This is a genomic window from Mycobacterium intermedium, assembly GCF_002086275.1.
Classification (GTDB): domain Bacteria; phylum Actinomycetota; class Actinomycetes; order Mycobacteriales; family Mycobacteriaceae; genus Mycobacterium; species Mycobacterium intermedium.
The window spans coordinates 74904-94816 of the sequence record NZ_MVHT01000012.1; the positions used below are offsets into that span (position 1 = coordinate 74904).

Here is a 19913-nt window from a genome sequence, read left to right on the forward strand (position 1 = left end):
GGTAATAGGTAGGTGTTCAGTGTCGTCATCCGGCAAACGATCTGGTGCCGTGCGGGTGATGGTCGCCGTGCCCGTCCGCTGACCGCGGCCTGAGCCGTTTCGGCCTCGACCTGTATCGGTTTCAGGCGAGACTGGTTTGCCGCCAACGGAATTGGATGTCAAGGCGCAGTTCCCGACCGACCGCGCGCAATTCAGACCCGAATTCCCGGATGCGTCGCGTTGGGTGTCGCGGTGGCCGTACGGCCAACTCTTGATTGCGGGTGCGGTGGCGTTGCGCGGCCCTGGATGAAGAGGGGGCGTTGTTCACGTCAGCTTGTCAGTTCCCGGGATCGAGGCGATGCCGGCGCGACAGGTCTGCGGCTTGAGGCCGAATTCTGTTGTGGTTCATGGAGGTTGGATCAGCCTGGCAGTCCGGCCACGCCGGCATTGCCTGGCTTGCCGTTCACACCCGCAACGCCGTCGGTCGACGTGGCGTCGCCGACAGCTTTGCCGCCGAGGCGTCCGAGGCCGGGGGCGCCGCCATTGCCTCCGTCGCCGCCGGCACCGCCCGGACCCGCGGCGCCGTTGATGCCCGCTTGACCGAACAGCATTCCGCCGGCCCCCTGTGTACCGCCGATGCCGCTACCGCCGCCGTTGCCGCCGTTGCCTCCGTCGCCGCCGTTGGCGCCGTCGCCCCCGTTACCGCCCAATGCTTTGAACGCGGCTGGGGCGGTGGCGTTGCCACCAGCGCCCCCGTTGCCGCCAGTTCCGCCGTCGCCGCCAGCGCCGCCCGCACCCCCGGTACCGGCGGCGCCGCCGTTACCACCATTGCCGAATAACCCGGCGCTGCCGCCGTTACCGCCCCGACCGCCTTCCCCGCCGGTGCCGCCGGTGCCACCCACGCCGCCGACCGCGCCGTCGCCGCCACGACTGCCCGCGGTGGGGGCGCCGTTGCTGGTGCCTGACCCCCCTTCGCCGCCGAAGCCACCTTGGCCGCCGTCGGCCCCAGCGCCGCCGATGCCTCCCGTTCCGCCGGTTCCTCCGGCGCCACCGTTGCCGAACAGGAGACCGCCGTGACCTCCGTCGCCGCCAGCACCTCCGATGCTGCCCGTGCCGCCCGAAGCGCCGGTGCCGCCCATGCCGCCGAAGCCTCCTTTGCCGCCGAGGGCAACATTGGTCATCGACATGGCGTCCCCACCGGCGCCGCCATCCCCGCCGGCACCGCCGGACGCTACGGCGATGCCCCCATTGCCACCCGTGCCCGAGAACGCCACACCGGTGTCGGCATAGGCAAATCCACCGGTACCCCCATTGCCGCCGTTGCCACCGGTAGCGCCGGTTCCTCCGTTGCCGCCGAAGGCGGACCCGCTACCAGGGTTGACCAGCGCGGGGCCACCGTTCCCGCCGGCGCCGCCGGTCACCGTGGGTCCACCATCGGCGCCGTCGCCGGCATTGCCACCGGCCGCATTGGCATTCATGGTGAGCGCAGGGACGCCGTTCAGTCCGGAGGCGGCTGTGCCATTGAGGGTGGGGTTGACGCCGTTGGCTCCGGTCAGTCCGGTGCCGCCTTGGCCGCCTGTGCCGCCGTTGCCGAACAAGACGGCGTTGCCGCCGGCGCCGCCGGATCCGGGATGGCCGCTGTTGATGCCTGCCGTCGCGGCTCCACCCTGGCCGCCGACGCCGCCATTGCCGTAGAGCCACCCGCCCGTGCCGCCGCCGCCGCCCGCGGCGCCGGCGCCGCCCATGCCGCCGGCCCCGCCGGTCCCGATCATCCCTGCGCTACCGCCGTTGCCGCCGACTTGGCCGGGCAAGCCATTGCCGCCACGGCCGCCGTTGCCGAACAACAACCCGCCGGCCCCGCCGTTCTGCCCGGGTGCCCCGGGGGCTCCGTCGCCGATCAGCGGACGACCCAACAACGCATTGGTGGGGGCGTTGATCACCCCGAGGATGTCGGCTTCCACGCTTTGGGCCAAGGCGTTGGTGGCCTCCGCGCCGGAGTAGGCACCTGCGCCGGAGGTTAATGCCTGTATGAACTGCGCATGAAATGCCGTCGCCCGGGCGCTGAGCGACTGATAGGACTGAGCGTGCCCGCTAAACAGCGTCGCGATGGCTGCCGAGATTTCATCCGCGCCCGCAGCCAGGACACTGGCCGTGGGGTGCGCCGCGGCCACCCCGGCGGCGGTCAGCTCCGCGCCGATGCGCTGCAAGTCGGTGGCTGCGGCAATCAGCGCCTCGGGCGCTGCCGTTACAAACGACATGGCTTGTCTCCCAATAAAAGATCGCCCGCGCACGACGACTTGAAAGAAAAGCCGTCATGCAACGACTCTGAATAGTTCGTGCATTGGCATATGGGCGCTCTAGTCCGGCCCGGATTGGTCTACAGCGTCGAAACCATCGTCCTCAGGCCGCGCCACACATAACAGGATGAAAAATGCCCAATCTGCCACCGAACCTGTGGGCCCGGGGTGGGCATTATTACCCAAGCTCCCTAGGTCACGCTCAGCCGGCATTTTTGATGTAACCTGACTTGGCTCACGTTTGACGGTCAGCGGCGTTCGTAGGGCGCTGACATGCTGTTTTCTGGGTTTGACGGCGGGAATTTGCGCACTAATCGTGAGCCGTAGTCTGCGCGGGTGGCCTATATCCGCACGGTGAAGACGGCCTCGGGCGCTGTCGCAGTGCAGATCGTGTGGTCATCACGACGGGGTTCGCGCCAGATCGAGCACATCGGTTCGGCCCACGACGAGGGCGAACTCGCTGCCTTGCAGGCCGCGGCCGCCGAGCGCTTGGCCGCCGGGCAGGCCGTCCTCGATCTCGGCCTGACGGCCCCGCCGGGATTAGAACCGCTACCGATCACCTCCTCGCAGATGCGCCACCTGTGGGAGGCATTGTGCGCGGCGTATCGGATCCTGGGGTTCGAGTCAGCGGCCAAGCGCGACAACGTGTTTCGTGACCTGGTGTTGGCGCGAATCATCGAACCGACCAGCAAAATCGACGCAGAACGGGTATTGACCGAGGTCGGGGTCAGTGCCGCCTCGTACGCCACGGTCAAACGCCGCCTGCGCGGCTATGCCCAACCGGCCTGGCGCCAGCAGTTGGCGGCGGCGTGTGCCACTCATGCGGGGTTGGGGCCAGCCAGCTTGGTGCTCTTCGACGTCTCCACGCTGTACTTCGAAACCGATGCCGGCGACGGATTCCGCGAACCCGGATTCTCCAAAGAACGCCGCCTCGAACCCCAGATCACCCTCGGGTTACTCACCGACGCCACCGGTTTCCCCCTGACCGTGGCCGCCTTCGAGGGCAACCGCGCCGAGACAGCCACCATGCTGCCGGTCATCAACGCCTTCAAGACCGCCCATCAGCTCAACAACGTCACCGTGGTCGCCGATGCCGGCATGATCTCTGAAGCCAACCAGGTCGCCCTGCAGGCCGCCAGGCTGTCGTTCATCCTGGGCACCCGCATCCCGTATCTGCCCGACGTGGTGCGCCGATGGCGCGACGCACACCCCGAGGAAGCGATCCCGGACGGGTTGATACTGACCCAGCCCTGGCCATCCACCGCCTCAGAGAAGGCCCGCGGCATCCCCGATCGGGTGATCCATTACCAATTCCGCCATGACCGCGCCCGGCGCACATTGCGCGGTATCGACGAACAAGTCGCCAAAGCCGAACGCGCCGTCGCAGGGAAAGCCCCCGTCAAACGCAACCGCTACATCCACCTCGCCGGGGCCACCAAAACCGTTAACCGCGAACTGGAAACCAAAACCCGCGCACTGGCCGGCTGGAAGGGCTACACCACCAACCTCACCACCGAGCCCGCCACCTTCGTCATCGACGCCTACCACCAGCTCTGGCACATCGAGAAGGCATTCCGCATGTCCAAACACGACCTACAAGCCAGACCCATCTACCACCACCTGCGCGAATCCATCGAAGCCCACTTGAGCATCGTGGTCACCGCACTAGCCGTCAGCCACTACATCGAACACCAAACCGGTTGGAGCATCAAAAAATTCGTCCGCACCGCACGCCGCTACCGCACCATCAAAATCCAAGCCGGCAACCAAACCCTTACCGCCGCCGACCCGCTACCCGACGACCTACGCCAAGCCCTGCTCACGATCCACGCCGACAGTGCGCACTAATTTGAGCCAACTCGGGTCCTCAGGCCGCGCCACACATAACAGGATGAAAAATGCCCAATCTGCCACCGAACCTGTGGGCCCGGGGTGGGCATTATTACCCAAGCTCCCTAGGTCACGCTCAGCCGGCATTTTTGATGTAAGGAACCGACGCGCTTGTCTCCGTTTCCGTGCGGAGTGCCGAAACGGCTGCAATCGCCGGCAAATTTATGACCGCGGAGAGAAAGGCGTCAGCGATAGCCGAGCCTTACAACTCCGTGACTTGCGTAGTGTCTTGCTCGGAACTGATGGGTGTTGGGGGGCCGGCTTCAAGGGTGAGTTCGTAGGTGCCAATGCGGATGGTGTCGTTGGCACTGAGGTGGGCGCTGGTGCCGATTCGTTCTCCGTGGAGATAGATGCCGTTGGCTGAGTGCAGATCGGTGATGACGACACTTGAACCGGCTTTGACGATGACGGCATGGTTGCGGCTGACTTTGACATCGTCGAGAACGATGTCGTTGTCGCTGCTGCGTCCGAGGCGGGTGAGTACGTTGATCAGCGGGTACAGCCGGCCTTGGGGGTCGCGCAACGCGATCGAGCCGGCTCGGCCGGAGCCCCGGGTGCCTGTCCCCGAGACCAGAGTGTCTTCAGCGACCGTGCGTGCGACGTGATACACGTCGAGAGGTTGCTGGCGAAGTATTTGCTCGTGCAAAGCGCGCAGGGTGGGTCCGGGGTCGATGCCCAGCTCGTCGGCCAGAGTCGTTTTCAGCCGTCGGTAAGCGTCGAGGGCGTCGGATTGACGCTCGGTCAGGTAGTAGGCGGTGATCAGTTGCGCCCACAGCGGCTCACGATAGCGATGAACGCTGATCAGTTCTTCCAGCTCCGCGATAACCGAATACGGTCTTCCGCAGGCGATTTCGGCCTGAGCGTAGGCGGTGTGGACATTGAGCTTGTCTTCGACCAACGGACTCGCGTAGGCGCTGACGAAGCTGAAGTCGCGCAGATCATCCAGCACCGGGCCGCGCCACTGTGCCAGCGCGGCGCTCAAGTGGCGGCTGGCGTCCTCGAAACGCCCGGCCGCGGCGGCGGAGAAGCCGGCATCCTTTGCCGCGGCGAAACGCCCGACATCGCAGTGCTCGTCGCTGACAGACAGGCGATACCCATGGGCCACGTTCACCAGCACGGGACGTGGATCGATGCCGGCATTGGTCAGCAGGCGACGCACGTTGGAGATGTAGGAATGCAACGTGGCCCGCGCGCCCGCTGGTGGTGATTGCTCCCAGGCGGCGTCGATCAAGGTGTCCATGCCTACCGCGGTGTTGCGCCTGAGAACCAAGACCGCCACCACTGCGCGTTGCTTTGGTGTCCCCAGCGCGATCGTGGTGTCCCCCACGCGCATCTCTAGCGTGCCCAGCACACCGAACCCCAGGCTCTGTGCGGTCATCGCTCACCCTCCAGTCCGAGGAACATCGTCAACCTCGTCCGCGCCGCAGGCTAGGGGCTTAGGTAACTCCGTCGCAAGGCCGCAACGGCCGCACGTCGAAAGCCCCAAGACACCGCGTCAAGTATTCATTGAGGACTTATTGAGGATCAATTGAGTCCCTTGGCGGAACCTGTCAGGCAGCCCTTTGTGCTTCACGGCACTGCTTGGTCGCTACTGATTGGGGTTAACATGCGCCCATTCGAATCGGTATCACCGCTGATCGCGCGGGATGCGGAGCTCGCCGCGCTTGACGAAGCACTTGATCACGCCCGACGCGGAACCGGCAGTGTTCGGTTGGTGGCCGGTGACACCGGCATCGGCAAGACGCGCCTGGCCCGTGAACTCAGCTCGCTGGCACAACACCATGGCTGCGCGGTGCTGTGGGGTGGATGCAGCGAGCAGGAGCTCTCCCTGCCCTTTCTGCCCTTCAACGAAGCGATTGACGGCTACTTGACCACCGCCGATCCCGCGCGTTTGCGGGAGCAGCTTGGGCCGACAGCCGATGCGGTCGGTTCGGTGGTACCACAGCTGTCGAATGGAGCGTCCCTGCCCAACGATCTGTCCGGCGCGGCCGTCCGACTCCAACTTTTTGAAGGCGTACTGGCGGTGCTGCGTACGGTGGCGGCAAAGTCAGGCGCGCTACTGGTGATTGACGACCTGCATTTTGCGGATGCCTCGACGCGCGCCCTTGTCGATTTCGTTGCTCGGCGCACATGTGGGCTTCCGTTGCTTATGGTCGTGACCTACCGCTCTGACGAGGTCGGCGCCTCGCACCCGTTGCGCGCCACGCTCGACATGTGGCGCCGCGCGGGGTTCGCCAGCGCGATGGTGTTGTCACCCTTGACGAACCGTGATGTTCGTCGTCTGGTTTGTGCCCGGCTCGGCGTCGACCACGTCAGCAGCGGATTGGTAGACACGCTCGCGCAACGTAGTGAGGGTGTGCCATTTGCGGTCGAGGAACTGCTCGACTCAGCAATCAATTCCGGGCAGTTTTTTCAGCAAGACGGGGTTTGGCAGTGTTCGCAGCCTTCCCGGCTTGATCTGCCCGACACGCTCGCTGTCGGCATTCTGCAGCGACTCAATCGCCTTGAGCCCGAACACCAGCACGTGATTATGGCGGCGGCGGTGCTGGGAAGCACTTTCGATCCTTGTGCGCTGCCCGAGGTGACTGAGCTGCCGGCCAAGGTGGTGTCTGCCGCACTCAAGGCCGCGATCACCGCGCAACTGGTCGAACGCGACACCACCGAGCGCATCCGGCTCAGGTTTCGGCACCTGCTCACCCACGAGGCTATCCGCGATGCCGTGCCGTCATGGGAAGCGACGTACCTGCATAGCCGGATAGCCGATGCGCTTGCCGGGTCGACGCCTCCTGCGCCGGTAATCGATCGTGCCCGTCACCTGTTGGCCGCGGGTCGTGGCGCCGACGCCGCGTCACTGTGCGCGCAAGCGGCCGAAATGACCGCGCGGGCGGGTGCTTTCGCCGAGGCGGCCATGCTCTACGAGCGCGCGCTGATCAGCGTTGTCGATCCCGTCGAACGCGGGCACCTGCTGTGCGAACGAGGCCGCATGCTGTTGGCAAGTGGGAATGCTGCGGCGGCGATAGCGCCACTGCGCGAGGGTGTCGATCTACTTGAGCCAGCCGTGCATGCACCCGCGGCGAGACTCCTTGTCGTCCTAGGCTCGGTGCATCTGGCGCTCGGTGAGCCGCACGCCGCTTTGGATGCCTTCGAGCGAGCGCGCCTGATCCTCGAATCCGCACCGCCTGGCCCAGATTTGGCGTTGCTGTATGCGCGCTTGGCGATGTGGCACAACTACAACCTCGAATGCGAGGCAGGCCTCGCCTTCGCCGATCGTGCCTTGAAGCTGGCGGATGAGTTCGACGCCGATCAAGGCCGTGTTGCCGCGTTGATCAATCGCGGCGCAGCGCTGTGCGCGTTGGGCCACCGTGACGAGGGCATTGCGGAAATCGATCGTGGCACAGCGGAAGCGATGAGGCTGAGACTGCCCGAAGACTTCGGCGCCAGCGTCATCATTTGTGCTCTGCAGAAGGGGCTCGCGATGCGCGCCCGTGAGCTGACATCAATGGCCGACCTCGTCCGTACCCATGCCCGCGCCCTCAACGTCGGCCCCGGTCCGGAGATGTTGGCCTTACTGATTGAGGCGGTGGCTGCCCGGTTTCACTGCGATGTCGGCCGAACCGAGGCGGCCGCTCTGGCGCTGCTCGAAGGTTCGGCGGCCGTCCCATCTGGGTTGTCGTCGTTCCTTGGACACGAATTCTTAGCCTGGGTGCGGCTGCAGCAGGGTCGGCTTCACGAAGCCGAGGCGCTGCTGGAAGACCTTGCGCCGCGGGAAGGTTGGTGGCACCACGTCTGCGGTCCTACCCGGGTGGAGCTGGCGACGGCTAAGGGTAGTTACCCCGAAACGGCGGCCGATGTTGCCCGATCCTTGCTCGCACGGGCGCCCGTACTGGCCAAAGATCCCTTCGTCGCGCGGGCCGTGGTGCCCGCTCTGCTGGCAGCAGGGGCCGAGGCGGAGGCCGAGTACTGCGTGACCGCCGCCCTCGGCGTCGATCGCCACCCGCTAGCGGTGGGTGCTGCGGCCGATCTCGCGGCTTACCGCGGCGATGTGGACTGCGCCGCTGCGTTATACCGGGAAGCCGCTGAGGGCGCCTCGGCGGCGGGCTACCGCCAAATCGCGGCGGGTTACCTGAAACGGCTCGAAGCGAACCCCGATGCGAACCCCGATCCGCTGCCTGAGGCGACACCGACCAGCATCAACCGCCGTCCAGGTCGCATGCTCAGCAGCCGCGAGTTGGAGCTCTTGGCGTTGCTCGCCGACGGCAAGACCGATCAGCAAATCGCCGAAACCCTAGTCATATCGTTGGCCACGGTCCGCTCACATCTGGACCGCATTCGTGACAAGACCGGGCGCCGGCGCCGGCCGGGTTTGACGCTCCTGGCTATCGAACTGGGCCTGCTGGATAAACACCCCGTCAGAAACGCCGACCCGACAGGGTCGCAGCTGTGCGGGTGACTCGATAGGTGATGGCTCGGGGCGATTCCGTCTGACGCAAGGAATCGCGTTGCGTGCAACGGCGGTGTTGCTGGTGCAGTGGTCGGCCCGCTGGCTCGATCACGGTGTTTGCCCGGGCTTTCCGTTCGGTCCGAAGAAGATGTACGCGCCGAAGCCGCCGGGGCCGCCAATGCCGTTGATGGCTCCGATGCCGCCGTTGCCGCCGGCGCCACCGATGCCAAAGAGGAGTCCGCCGTAACCGCCCTGGCTGCCGTTACCCCCCTGGGCCAATTCGGCTGCGCCGTAACCGTTGCCACCGGCGCCGCCGAGGCCGAAAAGGAGGCCACCGAGGCCGCCGAGGCCGCCCGTCCCACCGCGGCCGCCGGCGAGCGCTGCTCCGCCGTCGCCGCCGGCACCGCCGATGCCGAACAACGCGCCGGCGGCTTCATAATTGCCGGCGCCCCAGCTGAAGAAGAGACCATTGGCGCCACCCTGACCGCCGGCGCCGCCGGTGCCGCCGGGGGTCATGGCGGCCCCGCCGGCGCCGCCGTGGCCGCCAATGCCAAACAGGTAGCCGCCGCCGTTGCCGCCGTTGCCGCCTTGACCCCCGATGTTGGTGGCGCCGAACGCGGCTCCGCCGGCGCCACCGTCGGCGCCGGTCCCGATCATGCCGAACAGGATGTTGCCACTGCCGCCGGTTCCGCCGACGCCGGCGACTCCGCCGGAAGGGGTCATCCCACCGGCGCCGCCGGCGCCGCCTTGGCCGTAGAGCAAGCCGTAGCCGTTGCCGCCCCAGCCGCCCCAGCCGGCCACGAACCCTGGGCCGCCCGCCCCGCCGGCGCCGCCGTTGCCGAACACGAATCCGCCGTTCCCGCCGAATCCGCCGTCGCCGGCGACGCCGGCGAGGCTGATTCCGCCCGTGCCGCCGTTGCCGCCGTTGCCGAAAAGCCCGACGGCGCTACCGCCGTTGCCGCCGGAGCCCGCAAGGCCGGAGCCGATAGCGTTCCCACCGACTCCGCCGGCGCCGCCGTTGCCATACAAGAACCCGCCACTCCCGCCGTTGCCGCCGTTCTGGCCGGGCCCGCCGGAGCCACCGGCGCCGCCGTTACCCCACAACAGCCCTCCGTTCTGGCCGTCCGCGCCCGTGCCCGGGGTGCCGTTGGCCCCGTCGCCGATCAACGGGCGTCCCAAGAGCGCCTCGAAGATCCCGTTCACCTGGTCGAGGGGAGTGGTATTGGCGGCCTCCGCAGCGGCGTAGGAGAAGGCACCGGTGTTCAGTTGCTGGACAAACGCCGCGTGAAATTCCGCCGCCTGAGCGCCGATCGCCTGATAGGCCCGCGCGTGGGCGTTGAACAGCGATGCGATCGCCGCCGACACCTCATCAGCGCCCGCCGCCAGCAGCGCGGTCGTGGGGCCGGCCGCCGCGGCATTGGCCGCTCCGACCGTCGAACACAAATTGCCCAACTCCGTCGCCGCAGCGGCGATCATCTCCGGCGCCGCAATCACACCCGCCATCACGCTCTCCTTTCGAATTCGACACGGACCGGCCAGAGCTCGTCGTCTCCGCACTGGTCGCTAACCACCCCGCTGAAGATCGATGACTTCACGGCCCCTGCCGGGCCTTGCGCGAGGCCAGAGCCGGGCCATGGTTTCCCGCGCCGCGGACCGACCGCTCCAGTTGTGCGTAGGTGTTCGGAAGGAATTGGCCTGTGGTGGCCATAACGACGCATTTGTCGTAACTCCTTACCGAAGACAAGAAAGCCGATCGAAAAATAATCCGTGCTGAAAAAAGTCACATCGAGAGCTGTGAATGGCTATAGCCGCACCTGTGCGGAGCATAAGAGTCGCTGCGTATCCGCGTCTGATGCCTCTCGACTGCATCTTTCTGGCAAGGCGAGGAGCGCGTTGAGGATCTATTGAGCATTTATTGAGGATTTATTGAGCGGTGCGGAGCATTATGCATTTGCCGAGTGTCGGGTGTCGATATGACGGTCCGTGTGTATTAATGACAAACCGTCATAATTCGTAAGGGACGATCGAAAGTCGTCGCTGATCTGAACGCACTGGTCGTGGTATCGCGCGACCTCATTGCGCTGCGTCGGCCAGGGATGTCCCCACAGTTTCCGGTAGCCGGTAGATGCAAACCAGACTCATCAGCACCAGGGCGGCCAACATGACTCCGACGGCCCAGCTGCCATAGCGCTCAAGCAGTGGCCCGGCGATTATCGGTGGCAGGGCGCCACCGATGATCCCCGCGACGTTGAGCGCCAAACCAGCGCCGGTATAGCGATGGCGGGTGTCGAACAGTTCGGGCACAAACGCCGTCATCGGCGCATAGGCGAGCCCAGCTATCGCGTAGATGCCGACGATCGCCAGCGTGAACAACACCGGACTCCCGGTGTCGATCAGCGGAAGGACAGCAAAACACCACGGCAAGCCCAGCATCCAGCCGGTCAGCATGACCGGGCGGCGGCCAATGTGGTCACTCTTGTTGGCCGAGTAGGCGACAACGGCCGTCCACGCCAACCCGCCCAGCAGGCCTGCGGTGAGTACAACATTCGGCGAAAGCCCAAGATGATTGCGGCCATAACTGGCCAAATAGGTGCCGCCCATGAAGACAAAGCCGTACACGCCTACGAAGCTGCCGGCGGCCAGAGCAACCTTGCCCGAGTGTCCTCTGATCACGTCGGCGATGGGCGCCCGGGAGGGCGCATCGTTTACCAATTGCGCTGTGAATACCGGTGTTTCGCCGATATTGAGCCGAACATACAGCGCTATGGCTATCAGGAGCGCACTCAGCAAGAACGCAACCCGCCACCCCCACTGCACGAACGCGGCACTGGTGCCGCCGATGGTCATCTCGACAAGCAGGAACGTCAAACTCGTCAGCACCAACGCGATTCCGACACCGAGCGGAGTGAACATGCCGTACCACCCCCGCCTGTTCGGCGGCGCATACTCGGTACCCAGCAATGCCGATCCGGCCCATTCGCCACCGACGGCGAACCCTTGCAGCAGTCGCAGGACGAGTACGAGCAACGGTGCCGCCACGCCGATTGTCGCGGCGCTGGGAGTCAAACCGACTGCGACCGTGGACAATCCCATGATGAGCAGGGTGGCGACCAGAGTCGCCTTGCGACCGATGCGGTCGCCGAAATGGCCGAAGACGGCTCCGCCCAGCGGACGAGAGACGAACGCCGCGGCAAACGTTCCCATCGCGGCGATCGTTGCCATCGTCGGGCTCAGATCCGGGAAGAACACGGTGGGAAACACCAATGCCGCAGCCGTGCCGTAGATGTAGAAGTCGTAGAACTCGACGGTGGTGCCCACCGTGCACGCAATTGCGACCCGTCTCAAGCGTTGGGGCGCAACGTCCGTGCTAGCCACCGGACTCCGGTGCCGGTGCCTCCGTGTTGGGGGTGACGGGAGCGGCCGCAGTGGTGGGCGTAACTGGCGCGGGCGCCGTGGTGGTGGGAGCCGCGGCCGTGGTGGTGGGCGGCGCCTGTGTGGTGGTTGGTGGCGCCGTCGTGGTCGGCGGTGCTGTCGTGGTCGGAGCGGTGGTGGTCGGCTGTGTGGTGCTCGGCTGTGTGGTCGTCGTGGTCTGCTGAGTGGTCGTCGTCGTGGTCGTGGTGGTCGTGCTGGGCGACGTCGTGGTTGTGGTGGTCGTCGGTTCAGTGGTTGTCGTCGACGACGGCGCCTCGGTGGTCTTGGTGACGGGTGGAGGGGTGATCACCGTCTCGGTGGGGATGTTGTCGGGGCCGATCACGTTGGTGGTGTAGGGCGGCGGCTGTGATGTCACGGTGACGACCGGCCTGGCTTTCGTAGAGGTCAGTGTCGTGGCCAGCACCACGGCGAGCGCGATGGCCGCGGCGGCGCCGAACAGGCTGAGCAGGATCGCCGGACGCCGATACCACGGGGGCAGCGGGGGTTCGGGCGTGGCAAGGTTTTCCGTCGGCCCGTAGTCCGGGGCCGGGGCCGGCGGGACGGCACCGGTGTAGTCGGCAGGTCCGAGATAGGGAGCGGGCTCTTGTCCGATGTTGCTGTCTTCGGACCAGGCCAAAGCTTGGTCGGGCTGCGTCGTGTCGAAGCTTCCGGGTATCGCTTCGGTGGGGACTGCGCCAACGCCACCGGTTGGCAACGCCGCGGTAGCACCCATCGCGGCGGCAGCGCCCAGCACACCCGTGGGTCCGTCGACAGTGGGCGCCAAGCCGGTGGGGGCCGCCGCGGCCGCCTGTTCTTGGGCGAACACAGTCGCCCCGATGGCGGCGCAGAACCCCGGCTGGGGCGTGGTGAAGATTGGCGCCTGAAAGCGCTCCGACAGTCGTGCGGTGATCAGCGGGATGCTGGCGCCCCCACCGACCAGAGCCAGGGCCGCCAAGCGATCAATCCCGTTGCGCTGCAGCGTATCCGCGAGGAATGCGACGAATCGATCCAGCGGCCCCGCGACCAGCTGCTCGAATTCCGAGCGGGTGAGCTGGATGCCGGGACCGGCCGTGCTTGACGGCAGCGTGACCGCCGTCGTTGCCGAAAGTCGTTCTTTGGCCAGTCGGCATCCGCCCAGCAACCGGGTCACCGACCCCATTCCGGTTGCCGCACCGGCAAAGTCGGCCGTGTTGCCGGCGGTGGGAGCGGCCGCAAGGACATGGTTGACTATCAGCTGATCGATTTCGTCGCCGGAGAACTCGCGGTGCCGTGCCGTGGGCCCGATCTGCTGGAGGTTCGATCCAGCATCGGCCAGCGAGACACTGGTACCGCTGGCCCCGAAGTCGCACACGGCGACGATGCCGGCGGTCGGGAATCCGGGATTGCCTCGCAGCGCCAGGAGGGCGGCGCTGGCGTCGGAGATCAGCGTCGGCTGCCCACCGCGGGCGAGGTCCGGTTGGGCGAACAACTCCCCGCGCAGCGCCGCAACCTGGCTTTCGGACCAATACGCGGGAAAGGCGACGATGACCGGGGTGCCGTAGCCGACGGTACGGGCCATTGCTTCGAGCGCTTCGATCGTCAGGGCCTCGCCCGAATACTTCGAGCCGTCGGCGGCTACCAGCGGGGTGCGATCACCCACCCGCTCGACAAATCCACGCAGCACCAGCCCGGGCTCGGTGAGGTTCGGATTCTCTTCTGGCAGGCCAACTTCGGTCGGCCGGTTTTCGTACAGGGTCAGCACGGGTGTGCGTGCAATCGGGGTGCTGCCCGCCCTGGTTGCGACCAGGTTGGCCACCCCGATCGACAATCCCAGCGACTCACTCATTTCTCACACCCCTGCATCCATAATTTTGCTGGCGCTCATTGCCACAAACCGTTTCCCACCTTAGCCGCCGCCGATTGGGCGGCATCGGATCAGAGGCCCGGCGGCAGATTGATGACGGTGGGCAGCTCCGGGAGCATGACGTGCGACGGCGTCGGCAGCGCGCCGGGCGACGGCACGTCGGTGGTCGTCGAGGTGGTTTCGGTGCTGGTCGTGGTCGGCGCGGTGGTAGTGGTCGTTGTCGGCGTCGTCGTTGTGGTGGTGGTTGTCGGCGTCGTTGTTGTGGTGGTGGTCGTCGTGGTCGTTGTCGTGGTCGTCGTTGTGGTGCTGGTGCTGGTCGGCGCAGTCGTGGTTGTTGTGGGTGCCGTGGTGCTTGCGGTCACGGTCGTGGTTACGGTGGCCGGCGCGGGCCGGCCGTGCGCCAACTCGACGATGCCGTAGATGATCAGCCCGATCAGGATCGCGATCAGCAGACCCCAGCCGACCAGGGATAGCGGTTTGCGCCACCCGGGGGTGGGCTCAGGGGGCGGTTCCTGGCCGTATCCGCCCGGTTCACCGCCATAACCGTAATTGCCGTAGGCCGTCGGATCGTTGGGCCCGTAGTCCGGCGGACCTTGATTTGCCACGGCCGCTGATGCTAGCCGTCGAGATCATCCGGGCACGCCCAGCCACGCTGGCCGTTGCCGATCGGTGACCTAAGGCAGTTTGGGGAGCGTGATCGTCGTCGGAATCCCCGGGATGACGATCGTCGGCGGCAACGGCGGGATGGTCGGATGGCGATGGGTCGGCTGTTGCGTCGTCTGCGGAGGCGGCACCGGGGCCCGGGTGTTCGGCGGCGGAGGCGCCGGCGGGTTCTCGGTGGTCGTCGGCTCCGAGGACGGCGTTGTGGTCGCGGTCGTTGTCGGCTCCGTGGTCGTGGTCGGAGTCGTCGTGGAGCTCGGCGCAGTCGTGGTGGTGGTCGTGGGCACGGGACTGGTGCCCTTGCCCTCGCCGAACAACTGCACAACTCCATAAATGATCAACGCGAGGAGCAGCAGCACAGCGAGCGCCCAGGCGATCAGTGCCGTGGGCTTGCGGTACCAGGGCCGGGCCTCGGCATCGGGATCCTCGATGTCGGCGGGCGGGAACTGGTCGGCTGAGTAGGGCGGGGGCGCGGATGGATCCTGGGGCGGTTGGGAGCCCTGGTACGGCGGGGGTCCCTGGTATTCGGTCGGGTCTTGGGGGCGCTGATACTGCGTGGTGCCGCCCTGGTACGGGGTGGTGCCACCCAGGTACTCCGTCGCGCTACTTTGCCCTAGGTACTCAGTCTGGCCGCCTTGCCCCAGGTACTGAGTTTGGCCTTCCTCTCCCAGGTACTGAGTTTGGCCTTCCTGTCCCGGATACTGCGCTTGTCCGCGCCGTCCGAGATATTCCGTCGGGTCCTCCTGCCCTCCGTACTCCGTGGGAGCGCCTTGCGGCCCGTACTGGGTGGGGCCTTGATACGGGCCTTGATACGAGGGTGGCTGGGGCGCATATTCCGTCGGCCCCTGGTAGGACGGCGGGTACTGCTGAGCCGTGGGCTGGTTCTGCGGGTTCGGTGGCCCCTGGAATGGTGGCGCCCCTTCCACCGTGGGGCGGTTTTGCGGGCCCTCGGCTGTTGGCTGGCCGCCCGGCGAATCGGGCGGTATGTACCCCTCCGGGTAGCCGCCGTACTCGGTGGGCTTGTCGTTGAAGTCGTCGGGTGGACCGTTGCGCGCCACCCGACACATGGTACTGGTGTCACCGCGCCTAGCGGCACTGTCAATTGCCCGACGGAACCTCAGGTTGAGTCGTGGACGAGTGGACTACACGTGTGGCCGCCAACCAGATCCGTTCGGCGACAACACAAATCCCCGTCCCAGCGGGTCCTTGCATGTCGTGGCGTCCGCGTCGTCGAGTCAGTAAATCACTCCGTTCCCGGTAATCGAATGAAGCGGCGACAGTGTGCGGACCGGTTGACCGCCGCGAAACTGCTCAGACTCGGTAATGTTGTTGTGTCCCAGCATGATTCGGTGCTTCTGCCCATGACGGTCAGATTCGGCGACGTGTCGTCACGTCCTTCGTGTCCTATCTGCGCGTTGCAGGACCCTCGATCACTCCCAAAAACAAGCAGACGCGGTATCCCGTCTCCGTTCGGAAGGGGATCCGCGTCTGCTGGCCGGTCGAATTCGATAGGTGGCGACCGCGCTCGCGTGGGCAATGCGAACAGGGCACAAGCCGTGATGACACAGTCCCTGGCGCTCACTTCCGCCGATACGCCAGAGAGCACCGCCTCGGGCAGCGCAGCAAGAGCGGCGGCGTACGCGCGGGCCAAGGCCGTGACCGGCGTGGCCAGCAGCATCATCAGCGCTACCGCCGCGAAGCCGAACCTTCCGGTGCCGTCCCGTCCGGGCGCGGCGGATGGCCGCGGGGTAGGCCCTGGCGGGACGTTGACCACGGGATCCGGGGCGGCAACGGGTGGTGGAGCCGGCTTCTCTGCGTCGATCATCGCCGCGATGACCGTTTCGGCGTAGAGGTCGGCGCCCGCGACGGGTTGTGGATGGATGTGGTCGTCGTAGAGCAGGTCCTCATGTCCGGTAACCGCGCTCTGCCAGTCGACGAGGTGGACGTTGGCGGGATGCGCGAGCGCCACGTCGGTCAAGGTCTGGTTGACGCCATCGGTCCATGGCTTGTCATGCAGATACAGATTGACCAGGAACACCTTCCGGTCCGGGCCGAGCGTCTCGAGGATGTCTTCCAGCAGCTCCCGTGGGAACGAGCCGTTGGTGCCCAGGCCCAGCAGGACCACTGGGCGCAGCAAGCCGTTCGCGGCGAGTGAGGCGAGGATGTCCGGCGCCGCCTGCATGCCGCGGTTGGTGACGGCGTCGATCCAAATGCCGGGTAACCGGTCCCGCAACGCGAGAGACGAAGCCAGCATCACTGAGTCGCCCACCGCGCTGATCTGGTCGCCGGGGGGAGGTCCGACGGCTTCAGGCGCGGTCTTCACCCGGGCGGCTGGGATTGCCGTGGCGGGCGCCGGCGGCGTCGGGCCGGCAGACTCCTCTTGTGCGGCTTGCACGGCGAGGGCTTCAGCCAGTTGCTTGTCGAGCCCCGTCAACGGCGGTGGCGGCGCCCACACCAGGGATGCGAGGACAAACACGGACGTGGCGAGCACGGCACCCGCCACCAGCAGCCTTCCCGCCCGGCCACCGCGCACGGCGCGCCAGCCGGCGTGCAGCGCCGCGCGGTAGCCGTGGCGGAGGATGGGCCGTTCGATCCACCGGTACGAGCCCGCGGCGAGAAGGACCGCGACTGCCACCTCCACCACTGCGACCATCGGCGTGCGGTGGCCCAGGATGCGATCGCCGAGTACGAAGACCGGCCAATGCCACAGGTACAGGCCATAGGACCGGGCGCCGACCCAGCAGACCGACGGGCGCGACAGCAGCCGGCCGATGGGGGTGGTGCCGTGTCCCGCGCCGACGATGAGCAACGCGCAAGCGGCCGAAACCGCGAGGATGCCGCCCTGGTAAGTGGCCGAGCCGTACTCGTCCAGTAACCAGTAGCCGAGGGCTACCACGAAAAGGCCGATCCCGGCCAGTGCGCCCCGGAGCGAATACCCGCGCAGTGACCAGCGCATGAGCGATGCTTCGGCGGCTGGCCACGCTACGGCCAGTACCGCGCCGGTGAAGAGGCCGGCCGCGTGCGTCAGGGTGCTGTAGTAGATCGGCGATGGATCGGTTCCGGGCTCATACAGCGCCGCCATTGCCGTCGCCGAGGCCATCGCACCCAGTCCAGCAACGATTGCGACGGCATGGGTGGGGGATAGGCGGATCTTGCCTAGGCGCTTGCTGAGGCCCTTACGAAGACCCCAGTACAGCACCGCGATGACGACCGCCGGCCAGACCAGGTAGAACTGTTCCTCCACCGCCAGCGACCACAGGTGTTGTAGCAACGAGGGTGGGCCGAACTTGGCGAAATACGATTGATGTTCGCTGATCTGAACCCAGTTGCTGGTGAAGGACAGCGCACCCAATACTTCGGTGCGCAACGCGTGCAACATCGATCGGTCGACCAGGGCGGTCGCGGCAATGGCGCCGACCAGCATCGGCAGCAGTGGCGACAGGATGCGGCGGGCGCGTCGAATCCAGAACTGCCGCAGACTGATTCGACCGGTGGCCGACCGCTCGGCGATCAGTAGGCGGGTGATCAGAAAGCCGCTGATCACGAAGAAGACGTCAACGCCCAGGTATCCACCGGGCAGCCACGCCGGATTGAGGTGATACAACACGACCGCGATCACCGCAAGCGCCCGCATGCCGTCGATCCCTGGCAGCCTGCCCAGCCGAGGACGCGCCGGCCCGGGCGTGGCAGAAATCGCCTGTGCCAGGGCCGAACTCGGAATCGTCCCCACTTCTTGTGGGCTTCTCAATGCTGCTTACCAATCCGCAGTTGTGACGGCTGAGCTACGCTAACCGATCCGACGCTTGGTGGGTAGAATTTTCAGCGCTGTGGCGGGTCGGAACAGGTCATCCGGCCCCACATATTTCCTTCAGAAGGTGGTGACCTTCTCGACGCTGACGAACATCCCATGGCCGGTGGCATTGTTCTTGAAGCTGGTGCCCTCTTCGGTCGCGTTAATGGTCCATCCCGCAGCGTCGTACACCTTGTAGTCGATGGTGACGGTGGGGATGGCACCGAGGTTACCCAATACCCACTGAACCTTGCCCGCGGAGGTGATGTGGACGCCGTTGGCGTGCTCCCCCTCCTGCATCGGGGAATTCTTGAAAGGCGCCTCGCAACCGACGCTGTCCTTGTTGATCTGACAGCGGGTCAACCCGGACTTGGTTTCGATGAAGACGTAGCCGTTCTCGTCGGGCGGCAGCGGAATGGCGCCGGCGGGGGTGGTCGGCCCAGGCGACAACGTCGAGGGGGTCGGGCTTTCGCTGGTCGGTGGCTGCGAGGTGGTCGGCCTGGGCGTCGGGAAGGACGGCTCGGTGTGTTCCGGTCTTGGGTGGGCGATGGGCCTACCGTCGATAACCGTGCTACATCCGCCCAGCAGCAGCGCAGAACTCGCCAGGGCGGCCAATCCCCACCGGGCTGTATGCGATAACCGCACGCGCTTCTCCCCGCATCTCAATAACAACAGGTCAGATTACGCACGCTGCGGCGCAAGTCATTGCAGTGACGCGCGATTGGAAGGGCGCCGATGACAAAGCGTTACGCCCAGCATCACCCCTTGGCGCGTTGGTTCAAGCCGTCGATCACCCAGTCCGCCCATTCCATTTCGTGCTGGGTCCACCGCAGTCCCTGCTCGAGGACGGCGCGCGCGAAGAATGCGTCGTCGTCGGCCGACCAGTCGTAGGCGTCGAGAATCTGCTGATAGTGGGTGTGTTCCTGTTCGGATTCGGCTTTGAGCATCTCCAGGTATTCGCGCGCCTGGCTGGTGGTGAGCTGGCCAAGGAGAAAGACGCGCAGCATCGCCGCGTTGCGAATCGGGGGATCGTCTTGCGGAGACAGCATCCAGCGGGTTAGTTCGGCGCGTCCGGCGTCGGTGATTGCGTACTCTTTGCGGCCGCGCGGGCCCACATCGGAGACCTCGATGAACCCGCCGTCGGCCAACTTGTTGAGCTCACCGTAGAGCTGGCTCTGCGTTGCCGGCCACATGTTGTCCATCGACTCTTTGAACTTTTTCAGCAGGTCATAGCCACTGGCAGGCTCTTGTGCCAGCAGCCCGAGGGCGGCGTGTCGGAGGCTCACACGGCCATCGTAACCGTCCAATTGTGACATGTCACTATCGGAATGTAAGGCGGGCGCGGCATTGATCGTTGAGACTGCGGTGGTGGCGGTGGTTACTCGCATTTTGTCGCCACAGGCGCAGTGTCAACGTGCGTGCGTCCCCAGTGTTCGTTGAGACTGCGGTGGTGGCGGGGGTTACTCGCATTTTGTCGCCACAGGCGCAGTGTCAACGTCGGCGCGTCCCCAGTGTTCGTTGAGACCTGCGGTGGTGGCGGGGGTTACTCGCATTTTGTCGCCACAGGCGCAGTGTCAACGTGCGGGCGTCCCCAGTGTTCGT

Annotated in this window: 12 protein-coding genes; 2 read left to right on the forward strand and 10 right to left on the reverse strand. The window is 66.1% G+C overall.

Annotated elements, in window-relative coordinates; genetic code table 11:
- Nucleotides 1-398: 398 nt before the first annotated feature.
- Nucleotides 399-2237, reverse strand: coding sequence for a PE family protein (locus BST27_RS06980; protein WP_069419906.1), 1839 nt, complete (start codon nucleotides 2235-2237; stop codon nucleotides 399-401).
- A gap of 375 nt (nucleotides 2238-2612) precedes the next feature.
- Here BST27_RS06980 and BST27_RS06985 point away from each other — a divergent pair, with 375 nt between their 5' ends.
- The gene (locus BST27_RS06985; protein WP_069419907.1) at nucleotides 2613-4124 is read left to right on the forward strand and encodes an IS1634 family transposase; all 1512 of its coding nucleotides are present in this window, start codon (nucleotides 2613-2615) and stop codon (nucleotides 4122-4124) included.
- Between the two features lie 244 nt (nucleotides 4125-4368).
- Here the strand turns inward: BST27_RS06985 and BST27_RS06990 are convergent, their stop codons facing one another.
- Complete coding sequence (locus tag BST27_RS06990; RefSeq protein WP_069419908.1) at nucleotides 4369-5544, reverse strand: BTAD domain-containing putative transcriptional regulator; 1176 nt, start codon at nucleotides 5542-5544, stop codon at nucleotides 4369-4371.
- A 228-nt stretch (nucleotides 5545-5772) separates the two neighbouring features.
- Here BST27_RS06990 and BST27_RS06995 point away from each other — a divergent pair, with 228 nt between their 5' ends.
- Complete coding sequence (locus BST27_RS06995; protein ID WP_069419909.1) at nucleotides 5773-8616, forward strand: ATP-binding protein; 2844 nt, start codon at nucleotides 5773-5775, stop codon at nucleotides 8614-8616.
- Between the two features lie 99 nt (nucleotides 8617-8715).
- Here BST27_RS06995 and BST27_RS34450 read toward each other — a convergent pair whose 3' ends face one another.
- From BST27_RS34450 to BST27_RS07040, 8 genes are all read right to left on the reverse strand, one after another.
- Nucleotides 8716-10110 (reverse strand): PE family protein, encoded by a 1395-nt coding sequence (locus BST27_RS34450; protein ID WP_069419910.1) that lies wholly within the window; start codon nucleotides 10108-10110, stop codon nucleotides 8716-8718.
- Between the two features lie 570 nt (nucleotides 10111-10680).
- Nucleotides 10681-11952 (reverse strand): MFS transporter, encoded by a 1272-nt coding sequence (locus BST27_RS07005; RefSeq protein WP_069419911.1) that lies wholly within the window; start codon nucleotides 11950-11952, stop codon nucleotides 10681-10683.
- Between the two features lie 22 nt (nucleotides 11953-11974).
- Nucleotides 11975-13843, reverse strand: a complete 1869-nt coding sequence (locus tag BST27_RS07010) for an Hsp70 family protein (protein WP_069419912.1) — start codon at nucleotides 13841-13843, stop codon at nucleotides 11975-11977.
- Nucleotides 13844-13932: 89 nt separating this feature from the next.
- The gene (locus BST27_RS33090) at nucleotides 13933-14466 is read right to left on the reverse strand and encodes an oligopeptide transporter substrate-binding protein (protein WP_156789271.1); all 534 of its coding nucleotides are present in this window, start codon (nucleotides 14464-14466) and stop codon (nucleotides 13933-13935) included.
- Between the two features lie 69 nt (nucleotides 14467-14535).
- Nucleotides 14536-15579 (reverse strand): hypothetical protein, encoded by a 1044-nt coding sequence (locus BST27_RS07020; RefSeq protein ID WP_139805045.1) that lies wholly within the window; start codon nucleotides 15577-15579, stop codon nucleotides 14536-14538.
- Between the two features lie 185 nt (nucleotides 15580-15764).
- The gene (locus BST27_RS07030) at nucleotides 15765-18251 is read right to left on the reverse strand and encodes an acyltransferase family protein (RefSeq protein ID WP_264000481.1); all 2487 of its coding nucleotides are present in this window, start codon (nucleotides 18249-18251) and stop codon (nucleotides 15765-15767) included.
- Between the two features lie 138 nt (nucleotides 18252-18389).
- The gene (locus BST27_RS07035) at nucleotides 18390-18956 is read right to left on the reverse strand and encodes a hypothetical protein (protein ID WP_069419916.1); all 567 of its coding nucleotides are present in this window, start codon (nucleotides 18954-18956) and stop codon (nucleotides 18390-18392) included.
- A gap of 113 nt (nucleotides 18957-19069) precedes the next feature.
- Nucleotides 19070-19597: a PadR family transcriptional regulator gene (locus tag BST27_RS07040; RefSeq protein WP_069419936.1), complete on the reverse strand. Its 528-nt coding sequence runs from the start codon at nucleotides 19595-19597 to the stop codon at nucleotides 19070-19072.
- Nucleotides 19598-19913: the final 316 nt, after the last annotated feature.